The 12,916-nt window shown below is 73.6% G+C and carries 13 protein-coding genes; 9 read left to right on the top strand and 4 right to left on the bottom strand.

What is annotated here, in order from left to right:
• Positions 1-272 precede the first annotated feature (272 nt).
• Positions 273-1,187, top strand: a complete 915-nt coding sequence (locus tag AC07GB_RS32955; RefSeq protein WP_478851945.1) for a GntR family transcriptional regulator — start codon at positions 273-275, stop codon at positions 1,185-1,187.
• A gap of 44 nt (positions 1,188-1,231) precedes the next feature.
• On the opposite strand, the gene AC07GB_RS32950 is transcribed toward AC07GB_RS32955, so the two are convergent.
• A complete protein-coding gene (locus tag AC07GB_RS32950) occupies positions 1,232-1,420 on the bottom strand; it encodes a hypothetical protein (protein ID WP_478851943.1) in 189 nt (62 codons plus the stop codon).
• Positions 1,421-1,572: 152 nt separating this feature from the next.
• On the opposite strand from AC07GB_RS32950, the gene AC07GB_RS32945 reads away from it, so the two are divergent.
• The 4 genes from AC07GB_RS32945 (at position 1,573) to AC07GB_RS32930 (ending at position 5,242) form a co-directional block, all read left to right on the top strand.
• Positions 1,573-2,451 (top strand): winged helix-turn-helix domain-containing protein, encoded by an 879-nt coding sequence (locus tag AC07GB_RS32945; protein ID WP_478851941.1) that lies wholly within the window; start codon positions 1,573-1,575, stop codon positions 2,449-2,451.
• Positions 2,452-3,180 carry an HAD family hydrolase gene (locus tag AC07GB_RS32940; RefSeq protein ID WP_478851939.1) on the top strand — a complete coding sequence of 243 codons (729 nt, stop codon included), beginning with the start codon at positions 2,452-2,454 and terminating at the stop codon, positions 3,178-3,180.
• Positions 3,181-3,450: 270 nt separating this feature from the next.
• Positions 3,451-4,560, top strand: coding sequence for a phosphotransferase (locus AC07GB_RS32935; RefSeq protein ID WP_478851937.1), 1,110 nt, complete (start codon positions 3,451-3,453; stop codon positions 4,558-4,560).
• Between the two features lie 103 nt (positions 4,561-4,663).
• The gene (locus AC07GB_RS32930; RefSeq protein ID WP_478851935.1) at positions 4,664-5,242 is read left to right on the top strand and encodes a hypothetical protein; all 579 of its coding nucleotides are present in this window, start codon (positions 4,664-4,666) and stop codon (positions 5,240-5,242) included.
• Here AC07GB_RS32930 and AC07GB_RS32925 read toward each other — a convergent pair.
• Positions 5,239-5,901 (bottom strand): TetR/AcrR family transcriptional regulator, encoded by a 663-nt coding sequence (locus tag AC07GB_RS32925; RefSeq protein WP_478851933.1) that lies wholly within the window; start codon positions 5,899-5,901, stop codon positions 5,239-5,241. The genes AC07GB_RS32930 and AC07GB_RS32925 overlap by 4 nt on opposite strands.
• A 73-nt stretch (positions 5,902-5,974) precedes the next feature.
• Between AC07GB_RS32925 and AC07GB_RS32920 the strand changes: the two genes are divergently transcribed.
• Positions 5,975-8,074 carry a HelD family protein gene (locus tag AC07GB_RS32920; protein WP_478851931.1) on the top strand — a complete coding sequence of 700 codons (2,100 nt, stop codon included), beginning with the start codon at positions 5,975-5,977 and terminating at the stop codon, positions 8,072-8,074.
• An 88-nt stretch (positions 8,075-8,162) separates the two neighbouring features.
• Here the strand turns inward: AC07GB_RS32920 and AC07GB_RS32915 are convergent, their stop codons facing one another.
• Positions 8,163-9,299: a pyridoxal-phosphate dependent enzyme gene (locus tag AC07GB_RS32915; protein ID WP_478851929.1), complete on the bottom strand. Its 1,137-nt coding sequence runs from the start codon at positions 9,297-9,299 to the stop codon at positions 8,163-8,165.
• Positions 9,300-9,388: 89 nt separating this feature from the next.
• On the opposite strand from AC07GB_RS32915, the gene AC07GB_RS32910 reads away from it, so the two are divergent.
• Complete coding sequence (locus tag AC07GB_RS32910) at positions 9,389-10,357, top strand: LysR substrate-binding domain-containing protein (protein ID WP_478851927.1); 969 nt, start codon at positions 9,389-9,391, stop codon at positions 10,355-10,357.
• Here the strand turns inward: AC07GB_RS32910 and AC07GB_RS32905 are convergent.
• Positions 10,285-10,947 (bottom strand): peroxiredoxin-like family protein, encoded by a 663-nt coding sequence (locus AC07GB_RS32905; RefSeq protein WP_478851925.1) that lies wholly within the window; start codon positions 10,945-10,947, stop codon positions 10,285-10,287. The two genes, AC07GB_RS32910 and AC07GB_RS32905, sit on opposite strands and share 73 nt — an antisense overlap.
• Positions 10,948-11,080: 133 nt before the next feature.
• Here AC07GB_RS32905 and AC07GB_RS32900 point away from each other — a divergent pair, with 133 nt between their 5' ends.
• Both AC07GB_RS32900 and AC07GB_RS32895 read left to right on the top strand, forming a co-directional pair.
• Positions 11,081-11,689, top strand: coding sequence for a TetR/AcrR family transcriptional regulator (locus tag AC07GB_RS32900; RefSeq protein ID WP_478851923.1), 609 nt, complete (start codon positions 11,081-11,083; stop codon positions 11,687-11,689).
• Between the two features lie 346 nt (positions 11,690-12,035).
• Positions 12,036-12,878: a DUF4097 family beta strand repeat-containing protein gene (locus AC07GB_RS32895; protein WP_478851921.1), complete on the top strand. Its 843-nt coding sequence runs from the start codon at positions 12,036-12,038 to the stop codon at positions 12,876-12,878.
• Positions 12,879-12,916 lie beyond the last annotated feature (38 nt).

Here is a 12,916-nt window from a genome sequence, read left to right as displayed (position 1 = left end):
GGTCGCCGTGGGGGCGGCGGGCCCCATGTGCCGCCGCCCCCACGGCCTGGGGGCACCCCCGCCCCGCTCAACGGCTGACCGAACTCCCGGCTCCCCTCCGGATGAGAGCCCGGTCAGCCCGACTTGGGAGCGGAGTCGGCGGCCAACCCTCTGATGGTTCCAACCATGTTCGCCCGAGTTGGCCACCAACTCCACTGGACTTATCTCCGCCCTGGCGCGTCCTATAACCACCTACCGTACAACTCCCCAAAGATGGCGGGAAGTTGTACGGTTTGGTTGTGAGCACGGACCAAGCCTCCGTCAACGACCGGAAAAGGCCGGGCGTGCCGCCGCACCGGTCGCACCGGGACGTGGCGGACGAGCTGCGGGCCCGGATCAGGTCCGGCCTGCTGCGGCCGGGGCAGCGCATGCCCACCCAGGCGGAGCTGGCGTCCGAGTTCGGCGTGGAGCGCGGCGCGGTGCGCCAGGCCCTGCGCATCCTGCAGAGCGAACAGCTGCTGGCCAATGTGTCCAAGGGCAGCCCGGCCACGGTCGCGACCCCCGCCGCCCCGAGCCGCGACGCGGTGCGCCCGCAGCCCACGATGGTCGGGCTCGCGCCACGCGTCGCCGCCGCGTTCCAGGCGTCGCACGTGAAGATCGACGCGCTGTGCCTGACGTCGATATCGCTGACGATGGCGATCGGCGAACCGCTCCGGCAGATCCACGCCGGACGGCTGAAACCGGCCAAGGTCGACGTGCGCGTCCTGCTGCCGAGCCGCGACATCGACCTCGCCTTCCCCGCGCCGGTGGGGGGCGGGGACGCCGAAGGACCCGTGCACCGCCGCTGGCTCGACCAGCGGAACGCGCAGGGGCAGGTCCTGCGCCACAACCTCCTCACGCTGCGCGGGACGCACGGCATCGACGTCCGGGTGGAGTTCCGCGCCCTGCCGTTCACGCCACCCGTGAAGCTGTATCTGCTCAACGGCTCCGAGGCGCTGTTCGCGTACTACACCCTCACCAAGCGCGGTGAGGAGATCGGCCAGGAGTATCTGGAGCTGTGGGACGCGCAGGGGACGCAGTCGACGCTCTTCCCCTTCCTGCAAGGGGACGGGCTGCGCGACTCGACCTTCGTGCAGCAGTCCCACCTGTGGTTCGACGCCTTGTGGAACACGATCAGCAGGGACCTGAGGCTGAACCCCGGCCCCTAGCCCCGCGGCGGGGACCCGGGCCGCCGGCCCGGCTCCCGGCCTCCTCACAGGGCGGGCCCCGTCACCATCAGGGTGAGGACGGCCGCGCCCAGGGAGCTGCACGTGGTGTTCCGCGCCTTGACGCCCACGGTCAGCAGGAGCAGTCCGACGATGCCGAGGGTTCCGTACTTCCACTGCACGAGCTGCTCGGCGACGACGGCGAGCACGGCTGCGAGGAGAGCTATGGCGGGCATGGTGGTTCCCCCTTCTGCCATCTCGAAAGAGTTGGCAACCAACTCATTGAAGTTGTCCCCACTTGGTAGGTATACATAAACAACTTTGCCCCCAACTCCCCAAAGATGGTGGCCAGTTGTATCGTCTGGCCGTGACCAAGGAGAACGGTGCAGTGACCGGCAGCAGAAAGCCCTCGCCCCAGGACATCGCCGACGCCCTGCGCGACCGCATCCGTACCGGCACCCTCAAACCCGGCGACCGCCTGCCCACCCAGGCCCGGCTCGCCGAGGAGTTCGGCGTGGAGCGCGGCACCGTGCGCCAGGCCCTGCACGGCCTGCACCGCGACGGCCTGATCAACCACGTGACCAAGGGCAGCCCGCCCCGCGTCGCCGCCCCCGCCGCACCCGCAGGCTGCGCGGCGCCGGAGCCGCAGCCGTCCATGGTCGCGCTCGCCCCGCGCCTGGTGGAGGCCTTCAAACAGCCGCACGTACGCGTGGACGCGGTCTCCTTCACGGCGGAGACCCTGATGAACGCCCTCAGCGAACCGATTCGCCAGATCCACGCGGGACTGCTGCGCCCCAGCTCCATCGACGTACGCATCCTGCTGCCGAGCAGCGACATCGAGCTGGCCTTCCCCGTGCCGGTGGAGGCGGAGCGCGAGGGCCGGGCCCGGCTGCACCAGCGCTGGCTCGCGCAGCGCAACGCGCAGGGGCAGGTCCTGCGCCACAACCTGCTCACGCTGCGCAACGCGCCGCACGGCATCGACGTACACGTCACCTTCCGGGCCCTGCCGTTCACCTCGCCGGTGAAGCTCTACGTACTCAACGGGCACGAGGCGCTCCTCGCGTACTACACGCTGGTACGCGACCAGGTGGAGCTGGACGTGGACGGCGGCGAGACGGTGGAGCTGTGGGACGCGGGCGGCCTCAAGACGCCGCTGTTCTCCTTCACCGACGGCGCGAGCCCGCGCGACTCCGGCTTCGTGGGGGAATCGCAGAAGTGGTTCGACGCACTCTGGGAAACGATCACGACGGACCTAACACTCTCTTAGGTGACTTCTGACGCGACTGAACCGACCGAGGGCCTGCGGAAGCTGATCGAGCCGGCCCGTTTCGTGCTCTTCGACTTCGACGGCCCCATCTGCCGCCTGTTCGCCCGGCATTCGTCGGTGGACGTGGCCCGCGAGCAGGTGCGCTGGCTGGAGGGGCGGGGGCTGCACGGCCTGCTCACCAACGGGGTGCGCAACGACCCCGACCCGCAGGTCGTGCTGCGTGCCGTCGACCGCCGCAGGCCCGGCAGCGACCTCGTCGTCGAACTGGAGGAGCGGCTCACCCACGAGGAGCTGACGGCGGTCGCGTCGGCCTGGCCGACGGAGTACGCCGACGCGCTGATCCGCACCTGGGCGGCCGTCGGCATCCGGCTCGCCATCACCACGAACAACTCGCCCCGGGCCGCCGTCCGTTACCTCACCGGGCGCGGCCTGCTCGGCTGCTTCGCGCCGCACATATACGGCCGAACCCAGGACCTGCGGCTGCTCAAACCGAACCCGCACTGTGTCCAGCGCGCCCTGAGCGCGATGGGCGCCGATCCGGCCGCCGCGCTGATGATCGGCGACACTCCCTCGGACTTCCGCGCCGCCAGGGCCGCCGGGGTGCACTTCCTCGGGTACGCGCGTGACGCCCGCAAGGAGGCCCTGCTCCGCGAGGCCGGGGCCGAGCAGGTCGTGACCTCGCTCGAACCGGTGCTCGCCGTGGTACGCCGACTCGGGGCGCCGGGCTGACCAACTGTGCGTCGGGAACCGGGCAGTTGGGTTTCGTACAGGATGGCCCACGGAGATTTGTTCGCCCGTTTCACCCCGGTATTTCCGTCCTGTCGACCTGACGCGCCGCCGTGTGCGCCGGTTCGGTGCCAAAACGTTTCCACTCTGGGGAGTTGAGGCGCCGGAGCCCGAGACTCAGGGGGTACTTTTGCTCCGCTCCTCTCATTCGTCTCCAACGGACCGGTTTCCCTGTCTGGAAGAACCGGTTTCCCAGGCTGGGAGAAACGTGCCATGCCCTCTGAGTCACCGTCCGCGGCCCGGGCCCGCGCCGCCCGTGTGAGCGGCGGCGCGGCCGCGCTCGAAGGGCCGCTCAGGGGCTACCACCACGAGACGTACGTCTTTCCGCTGCCGGACGAGTCGGGCGTGACCTGGCGCTGGAAGTGCCGGGAGCCGCGCCCGGGCCTCCTCTGGTTCGACCGGCGCTGCTTCCGGTCGGAGGAGGAACTGCTCGTCGTGCTCGCCGGACGGGTCTCGCGCATCCCGGAGGTCATCCAGAAGGACGAGTTCCGGCTCCAGCGGTTCATCGAGGGGCGCACCCTTGGCGCCTGCGCGCGCTCGGGGGACGAGTGCGAGGCCGGGCCCGGCACCGACATCCCCGCCGGGGTGGTCGACCAGATCGTCGGCCTGTTCGGCGAGCTGGCGGGCGTCTCCCCGGACGACGTGGCGGCCGAGCGGCGGTGCGTGGCCGCGGACCGGCCGCGGGACGGCGACACCGACGGCTTCATCGAGCGCCTCGTCCTCTTCACCGAGGAGCAGGTCTACCTTCGCAACGAGGACCGGTTCGGCTCGCTCTTCAAGGAGTTCGGCATCGGCCGGGACTCCTTCGCCGTGCTGCGCGAGCGCGTCTCGGGGCTGACGCGCCGCCCTTTCTGCCTGCTCCACGGCGATCTGCACCGGGAGAACTTCGTCCTGGACCGCTGCGGCCAGCTCTGGACGATCGACTGGGAGCTGGCGATGGTCGGCGACCCCCTCTACGACCTGGCCACGCATCTGCACCTCATGCGGTACGCCCCCGGCCAGGAGCGGGAGGTCGTCCGGCGCTGGTGCGCTGCGGTGTCCGCGGCCCGGCCCGGGAGCTGCGCCGGGTGGCGGCGGGACCTGCCGCGGCTGCTCGACTACAAGCGCGCCCAGTCCGTCTTCACCGACGTCGTCCGGGCCGCCCTGATGCTGGCGGCGGAGCAGGAGGCCGAGGGCGCCCTGGAGCGGGCGGCCGCGCGGGTGCACGGTGCGCTCGGCGCCGCCCGGCGCGCCCTGGGCCTCGGGCCCACCCCCTCGCTCGCCGACACCATGGACGCTCTCGCGCGCTGGTGCTGGTCCGAGGAGGAGCGCGCCCGGCGCTAGATCCGGGGGCCGCGGTGTCTTCCTGGGCGTCCCCCGCGGCGGGCATCATGTCGCTGGCCGCCGGTCCGGGCGGCGACCCTCCTGGGGGTGCGAGGGACGTGACGTGAAGGAATCACTGCGGCCACCGGGGCGGCCGTGCGCGTCGACGGCGGGCGCGTCCGTGCTGGAGCGCTGCCTCGACGCGGCCCTCGACCAGGACCCCCGTATCGACGCCGTCGCGTTCACGGGGGAGGACGTGGTGCGGGCGCTGGTGTGCTGTCTGGGCAGGCCCGGCCTCGCGGCGCGACCGCACGTCACGCTGCGGGTCATCGTGCCGGACTTCACCCGCCCGATGGCCCTGCCCGGCCCGGGCGGCGCGGCCGGGGCGGGTGGCCCGGTCGGCGACGACGAGGCCGCGCGGCGGGCGCTGCTGCGGCGGGTGCGCGGGCACGCGCAGGACGTCGCGACGCTGCGGCGCGCCCTCGCGCGGGGCGAACAGGCCAGGCTCGACGGGGAGTTCCGCGCCCTGCACCTCACGCCGTTCCCCGGCTTCTGTCTGATCGGCCGGGAGCAGCTCGTCGACGGGGGCGGCGACCTCACGCGCTGGCGCGCCGACGCGGGCGCCGCCGCCCGTGAGCGGATCCGGCACCGGGGGTTGCTCTTCGACGCCCTGTGGCGCGTGGCGGGGCCCTTGCCCGGCTAGCGCCCGGCGTGCCGGGGCAGCCCCGCGGCGAGGCGGGCGAAGGCCTGCTCCGCGGCCGCCCGCGCCTCGGGCAGGACCGCGGCCGCGGGCTCGCCGGCGGCGACGCGCCGCCAGTTCTCCAGGGCGAGCACCCGCTGCACGGCCAGGATCTGCGCGGCGGCCAGACGCGCTTCGAGGGAGGCGTCGCCGGTCGCCGCACCCCCGTCGAGCGCGTGCGCGAGGGCGCGCTCGGCCCGCTCCTGGTACGCGTACAGGCGGCCCACCAGCGACGGCGTTCCGTAGAGCAACCGGTGGAAGGCGAGCACGTCGGGGTCGTCGTTGAGACCGGTGACCGGGTCGTGCCGGTCGAGCCCCGCGCCGAAGTGGTCACGCAGCGCCGTCAGCGCGGAGCGGCCGCCGCGGGCCGTGACCACGCGCGCGGCCTCGTCCTCATGGTCGGCGAACCGGTGCAGGACCAGGTCCTCCTTGGCCGGGAAGTACCGGAAGAGCGTCGGTTTGGAGACCTCCGCCGCGGTCGCCACCTCCGCGACCGACACCTTGTCGAAGCCGCGCTCCAGGAAGAGCGCCACCGCCGTGTCGGAGATCGTCTGCCGCGTGCGCCGCTTCTTCAGCTGCCGCAGCCCTGGGGCGGCCGGGGGCGTGTCCGTCGTACCGGTCATGGCTCCAGCCTAGCGCAGCCTGAGACGCAGTAATAAATGTAACCCGGTAACGTTTTTTGCTACGCTCGTCCGCATGACACCACTCGACGAAGAGCTAGTACGGGAGCGCGGCTACCACGACACCTGCCGCGCCGCCCTCGCCGCGATGGTGGACGGGGCCCAGGAACAGGTGATCAGCGGCGAGAACGCCTCCGCGTCCGGCGCCGACGCCGAGGTGCTCGGCTACCAGCTGCGCAGCAAGGCCAAGGAGATGCGCGAACTCCCCCAAGGGCCCTTGTACTTCGGCCGGCTCGACTTCGACCCCGAGGCCCCCGAGGCGGGCGACCACCGAGGCCAGCGCTACCACATCGGGCGGCTGCGCATCACCGAGGACCCGGCCGCGCCGCCGCTCGTCGTCGACTGGCGGGCCCCCGTGTCACGCGCCTTCTACCAGGCGGGCGCCCGCGACCCGCAGGGCGTCGCCGTCCGCCGCCGCTTCGGCTGGGCCCCCGGCAGCAAGGGCGACTCCGCCGACCTCACCGGCCTCGAGGACGAACATCTGACGTCCGGCGAGGCCGCGGCGCCGAGCCGCATCGTCGCCGGGGAGATCGAGCGGCCCCGCGTCGGTCCGATGCGCGACATCGCCGCCACCATCCAGCCCGAGCAGGACGACCTCGTGCGGGCCGCGCTCACCGCGTCCGTGTGCGTGCAGGGCGCCCCCGGCACCGGCAAGACCGCCGTCGGCCTGCACCGCGCGGCCTACCTCCTCTACACCCACCCCCAGCGCGTCCGCCGCTCCGGCCTGCTCATCCTCGGCCCCAACCGCACCTTCCTGCGGTACATCGCCGAGGTCCTGCCCTCGCTCGGCGAGACCGGGGTGCGCCAGTCCACCGTCCAGGACGAGATCGCCCGGCAGCCCGTCACGGCGTACGACGACGAGCGGGCCGCGGCCGTCAAGCACGACGCCCGCATGGCGGAGGTCCTGCGCCGCGCCCTCTACGCGCGCGTCACGCCCGTCGCCGCCGACCTCGCGCTGCCGGACGGCTCGTACCGCTGGCGGGTCCCCGCCGCGGACCTCGAACGGATCGTCGCCGACGTCCGCGCGGAGGAGCCGCCCTACGACACCGGCCGCGAGCGCGTCCGCAGCCGCGCCGTCCGCCACATCCAGGACCAGGCCGAACGGCGCGCGGGCCCGATGAACAACACCTGGGTGCAGAAGGTCTCCCGGGCCAGGCCCGTCTCCGCCTTCGTCGACGCGGCCTGGCCCAGGGCCCGCCCCGAGGAGGTCCTCTGCGAACTCCTCGGGGACGCCGACGCGTTGGCACGCGCCGCGGACGGCCTCCTCACGCCCGACGAGCAGCGGGTGATCACCTGGGCCAAGCCCCCGCGCTCGCATAAGTCGGCGAAGTGGTCGGCCGCCGACCTCGTCCTCCTCGACGAGCTGGCGGGCCTCGTGGAACGGCCCGACGGCTACGGCCACATCGTGGTCGACGAGGCGCAGGACCTCTCCCCGATGGAGTGCCGCGCGATCGCCCGCCGCGCGGGCTTCGGCTCCCTCACCGTCCTCGGCGACCTCGCGCAGGGCACCACCCCGTGGGCCGCCCGCGCCTGGCCCGAACTCCTCGCCCACCTCGGCAGACCCGACGCCGCGGTCACCCCGCTCACCACCGGCTTCCGCGTCCCGCGGGCCATCGTGACGCTCGCCAACGACCTGCTCGCCGGCCTCGACGTCGACGTGCCGCCCGCGCGCTCCCTGCGCCGCGACGGCGATCTCGTGGTGCGCCGGGTGCCGGACGTGGCCGCCGGTACCGTCACGGCGGTCCGCGGCGCGCTCGCCCGCGAGGGCTCCATCGGCGTCATCGCAGCTGACGCCGCCACCGACGCGCTGCGCGCCGCCCTCACCCGGGCCGGCATCGAGGCGGCGGGCCCGGACGAGCTGGGCTCCCGCGTCACGGTCGTACCCGCGTCGGTGGCCAAGGGCCTGGAGTACGACCACGTGGTGGCGGTCGAACCGGCCGCGATCGCGGCGGCGGAGACCCGCGGACGCCACCGCCTCTACGTGGTCCTCACCCGCGCGGTGACGAGCCTTGAGGTGGTGCACAGCGACGAACTGCCCTGGAAGCCGTCGGCCCCGCCGGCCCCGCTGGCCCCGACGGCCCGCGACCGCGGGGCGCCCCGGGGTCTCCCTTTCTAACTCAGCACTAGATAGATGGTTCTATTTAGCGCTGAGTTAGAAAGTCGCCCGGCGCCGCCTCCGCCCCGAGAGGCCTTGGCAGGGGCCGTTAGCCGTAGGGGTTGGCTGAGCGGCCCTCGGTGCTGAGGAGGACCACTGTCGAGGCCGGGGTCATCGCGAGCGCGCTCCGGCGGGTGGAGGCGTCGGCTCCGGTAAGTGCGGCCCGGACGCCCGCGAGGGCCGCGGCGCCGCACGGCCCGGCGGGGACCCCGAGGGCGCGCAGGTCGCGCAGGGCCTCCGCGGCGGCCGTGTCCGGCACGGCGGTGGCCGCGTCGAGGCCTTCGCGCAGGTACGGCCAGGCGAGGCTGGAGACGGTGCCGCAGTTCAGGCCCGCCATGGCCGTCGCGCGCGTGGGCACGGTGACGGGCTCGCCGCGGGTGAGGCTCGCGAGGGCGGGCGCCGCCGCGGTCGGCTCGACGGCGAGGAGCGCGGTGCCGGTGCTGGTGCCGGTGCTGGTGCCGGACGCCGGGCGGCCGCGGTAGTGCGTGATGGCGGCCTGCGCGAGGGAGCCCACGCCGACGGGCACCGCGACCAGGCCGGGCGCCCCGGCGCCCGCGGCCGCCAACTGCTCGTCGACCTCCGCGAACAGCGTGGCGTAGCCCTGCACGATAAGCGCGGGCACCTCCTCGTAGCCGGGCCAGGCGGTGTCCTGGACGAGCACCGCGTGCGCGGAGCCGCGCGCCGCCGCTGCGGCTTCGCGCACCGCGCGGTCGTAGTCCCCGGCGACGCGGGTGACGCGGGCTCCCTCGGCCTCGATCGCGGCGGCCGCCCCGGGGTGGACGCCCTGGGACACGAAGACGTGGGCACCGTGGCCGAGGCGGCGGGCCTCGCGGGCCACCGCGCGGCCGTGGTTGCCGTCGGTCGCGGTCACGAACTCCACGCGCTCCCCGGCCGGGCGGTCCGCGAGCAGCCGGTGCACGGCCCAGGACGTACCGAGCACCTTGAAGGCGGGCAGCCCGAGCCGCGCCGACTCGTCCTTGACGAAGACCCGGCCGACACCCAACTCGGCCGCGAGGGCCGGCAGTTCCGTCAGCGGGGTGGGCGCGTAGCCGGGCAGGGAGGCGTGGAAGGCGCGGATGCCATCCGGGGCGGGCGCGCAGGTCCAGGCCCGGGCGGCCGGGCGCGCGAACCACGGTGTCGTACGGGTGGAAGGTGTCGTACGGGTGGAAGCGGAGGTCTCGGTCATGTTTCCCACCTTGCGGCCCGCTCGATCTTTCGGTCCAGCGGATCTTTCCGACCTATATTCATCAGGAAACCCGAAGGATCGGATCCCGTATGTACGACCTCCGCCGGCTGCGGCTGCTGCGGGAGCTGAAGCACCGCGGCACGCTGGCCGCCGTCGCCGCCGCGCTCTCGTACAGCCCCTCCTCGGTCTCGCAGCAGCTCGCCCAGCTGGAGACGGAGGCGGGTGTCCCGCTCCTCGAACCCGTCGGGCGGCGGGTGCGGCTCACCGCGCAGGCCGAGATCCTCGTCGCCCACACCGAGGCGCTCCTGGAGCGCATGGAGCGCGCCGAGGCCGACATCGCCGCCTCGCTCACCGAACTCACCGGCACGCTGCGGGTCGCCGCCTTCCAGACCGCGGCCCTGGCGCTCGTCCCCGCCGCCCTGACCACGCTGCGCGAGGCTCATCCGCGGCTGCGTGTGCACGTCACGCAGCTGGAGCCGGAGGCGGCTCTTCCGGCGCTCCTTGCCCGGGACTTCGACCTGGTCGTCGCGGAGGAGTACCCGGGTGGCGCCGGCCCGCGCGCCGATGTCCTGGAGCGCGAGGAACTGTGCCGGGACCCGCTGCGCCTCGCCGTGCCGGGTCCGGAGGGCGATCTGGACCCGCGGTCCCTGTCGGGGCACCCCTGGGTCATGGAGCCCGAGGGGACGGCCGCGCGGCGGTGGGCGACGGCGGTGTGCCGTGAGGCGGGGTTCGAGCCGGACGTGCGGTACGAGTCCGCCGATCTGCTGGTGCATCTGCGCCTGGCCGAGCGGGGGCACGCCGCCGCGTTCCTGCCGGACCTGGTGTGGGGCGCGGGCCCGCTGTCGGCGGGTCCCGGCACGCCGACGGTCGCGCTGCGGGACCTGCCGCCCGGCCTCGGCGCGCGCCGGATCTTCACCGTCGTACGCCGTGGGGGCGGTGGCCGCCCGGCGGTGACGGCCGCCCGGCACGCGCTGCGCGAGGCGGCTCAGGCGTGCGGGGCGGTGCCGAGGGCGTCGAGGGCCGCGAGTACGTCCGAGGGCTCGGCCCGCAGCGCGTAGTCGGTGGCCACGAAGGCCCAGCGGACGACGCCGGAGGGGTCGATGACGTAGGTGGCGGGCAGGGGGAGGGTGCGGCCGTGCCCGCCGTTGACGCGCTGGAGTTCGAAGCCGAGGCTGTCGTAGAGCGAGCCCAGCTCCTCGCCCAGGTCGAAGGCGATGCCGTAGCTCTCCGCGACGTCCGAGCCGAGGTCGCTGAGCACGTCGAAGGCGAGGCCCTGCTTCTCCGTCAGGGACAGCGACTCGTCGGGGACCTGCGGCGAGAGGGCGACGAGGCGGGCGCCGCGCGCGGTGATGGCGTCGTGGTGCTCCTGGAGGGCGCGCAGCGCCAGGTTGCAGAACGGGCACCAGGCGCCTCGGTAGAAGGTCAGCACGACCGGCCCGTCGGCGAGCAGCCCGGCCAGCGAAACCTCCGCTCCCGTCGCCGACTTGAGGGTGAACAGGGGTGCTCGCGCGCCGACGCCGACCGCGCGGTCGGTGATGCCGGACGCGGCGAGGGCGTCGGCGTTGCGGTCCATGGTCGCCATGGTGTCGGCGGAGAGCTTGAGGTGGCGGTTGTCGTGGATGAAGCGGAGTTCTTCGCGGAGGCTCATGCGGGGCCGTCCTTCTCGTGGGTACCGCGCCTATCTTGAAACGACCGTTTCAGGATGGTGGTGGCCGCGCGCGGGCGTCAAGGGCTAACTTGGAACGGGCAGTTCAGGAATCGGCGGGGGAGCGGGAGGCGCGGTGCCCGACATCAAGCATTTCGACCCGGACGCGGCCCTGGAGCGCGTCGAGCGCCTCTTCTGGCGGCTCGGCGCCGCCACCGTCTCCATCCAGGCCGTCACCGCGGAGACGGGGCTCAACCGCTCCAGCCTGTACGCCACCTTCGGCGGCAAGCGGCAGCTCTACCGGGCCGCGCTGCGCCGCTACGTGCACGAGCGTGCCCGCCCGGCGTGCGAGCGCCTCGCCCGCGACGGGCGCGGCCTGCCCGCCCTCCAGGAGGCCTTCGACGGCCTGATCGACCAGCGCTGCTCCGGCGAGTACGCGGGGTGGGGCTGCATGCTCGTCAACGCCTACGCGGGCGGCGAGGCCGAGGACCCCGACGTCCGGGCCGTCCTGGACGACCACCACGAGCGGCTGCGGGGCGCGATGGCCGCCGCCCTGGCCGCGGCGCACGCCCAGGGGCAGCTGGCGCCGGGTGTCGACCTCGATGCCACCGCCGAAGCCCTCGTCCTCCTCGCGTACGGCGTGAACCTGCGCTCGCGCGCCGGCGCCGGTACGGAGGCGCTGCGGCACACGGTGGCCACGACGCTTGCCGGGCTGCGGACCGGGGCGGCGCCGCGGGTGCCGTGATCGGTGCCTCGGTGGCTCACTCGCGGTGCCATGTGCCCCTTGTGCCTCTCGGGTGATGCCCTCAAGGGCAGTTCTCGACGCCGGCCCGGGGTCGGTGGCGCATGCACCTGCGGCGTAGTCCCGTACGTATAACACCAGGTCAGAAGGTAATCGTTGGGTGGCGTGGGCAGCCCGTGCGCCCCCCGTCACACCCTGTGGCGCCACCGCTGCGCCAAGAAGGCTTGCGTTGGCGCCATGGTGATGCCATGCTGGCGTCATGAAGTTGAGGGGCGCCGGGGCAGGTACCGGCGGCCCGCTCCGTCCGCCCACCAGCGGCCCGGACCCCATCGATCGGAACAGGACGGCCATGCCTACCTTCGACACCCCCGAACCGCTCTCCGCCCTCGTCGAGTTCGACATGGGCACCGCCCGCTTCACCGCCACCAAGCGCCTCGACACCGTGGTCACGGTGGCGCCGACCGACGACCGCGAGAGCGCCGACGTCAAGGCCGCCCAGCAGGTCGAGGTCTCCTGCGTCGACGGCCGCCTGGTCGTCAAGGGCCCCAAGCAGCGGTCCGTGTTCGGTAAGAGCGGCTCGGTGGAGGTCACCGTGGAGCTGCCGTCCGGGTCCGACGTCCGGGGCGTGACCGCCGCCGGCGCCTTCTGGACCCAGGGCCGCCTCGGGGACTGCCGCTTCGAGTCGTCCGCCGGTGACATCCACGTCGCGGAGTCCGGCGCGGCCTTCCTCAAGACGGGCTTCGGCGCGGTGCGCCTCCAGCGCGCCACCGGCGACGTCGAGGTCGAGGCGGCCGGACAGGTCGACCTCGGCGACATCACCGGCACCGCCACGGTCAGGAACCACAAGAACGACACCAGCATCGGCGAGATCACCGGCGACCTGCGCGCCACCACCGCCAACGGCAACATCTACGTGGGCATCGCCCACGCCGCCGTCGACGCGAAGGCGGACAACGGCAGCATCAAGCTCGGCGACGTGGCCCGCGGCCGGGTCACCATGGAGGCCGCCATCGGCGACCTGGAGGTCGGCATCCGCGACTCCAGCGTGGCCTGGCTCGAGGCCAACTCCCAGTTCGGCGCGGTGCGCAACGCGCTCGGTTCCGCCGCGGGCCCCGCGCCGGGCGCCGAGACCGTCGAGATCTCGGCCCGCACCGGCTACGGCGACATCGTGGTCCGCCCCGCATCGGCCTGACGCCGCCCCGCCCCAGGAACCCGTCCCAGGAAGAAGAG

The sequence above is a fragment of the Streptomyces sp. NPDC045778 genome (assembly GCF_056431945.1).
This window is presented reverse-complemented; position numbering and strand designations above follow the sequence as displayed.

Coding starts and splice junctions, on each gene's coding strand:
- AC07GB_RS32950 (WP_478851943.1), bottom strand. CDS start 1,420: ATGCCCGCCATAGCTCTCCTCGCAGCCGTGCTCGCCGTCGTCGCCGAG.
- AC07GB_RS32935 (WP_478851937.1), top strand. CDS start 3,451: ATGCCCTCTGAGTCACCGTCCGCGGCCCGGGCCCGCGCCGCCCGTGTG.
- AC07GB_RS32925 (WP_478851933.1), bottom strand. CDS start 5,901: ATGACCGGTACGACGGACACGCCCCCGGCCGCCCCAGGGCTGCGGCAG.
- AC07GB_RS32920 (WP_478851931.1), top strand. CDS start 5,975: ATGACACCACTCGACGAAGAGCTAGTACGGGAGCGCGGCTACCACGAC.
- AC07GB_RS32915 (WP_478851929.1), bottom strand. CDS start 9,299: ATGACCGAGACCTCCGCTTCCACCCGTACGACACCTTCCACCCGTACG.
- AC07GB_RS32910 (WP_478851927.1), top strand. CDS start 9,389: ATGTACGACCTCCGCCGGCTGCGGCTGCTGCGGGAGCTGAAGCACCGC.
- AC07GB_RS32905 (WP_478851925.1), bottom strand. CDS start 10,947: ATGAGCCTCCGCGAAGAACTCCGCTTCATCCACGACAACCGCCACCTC.
- AC07GB_RS32895 (WP_478851921.1), top strand. CDS start 12,036: ATGCCTACCTTCGACACCCCCGAACCGCTCTCCGCCCTCGTCGAGTTC.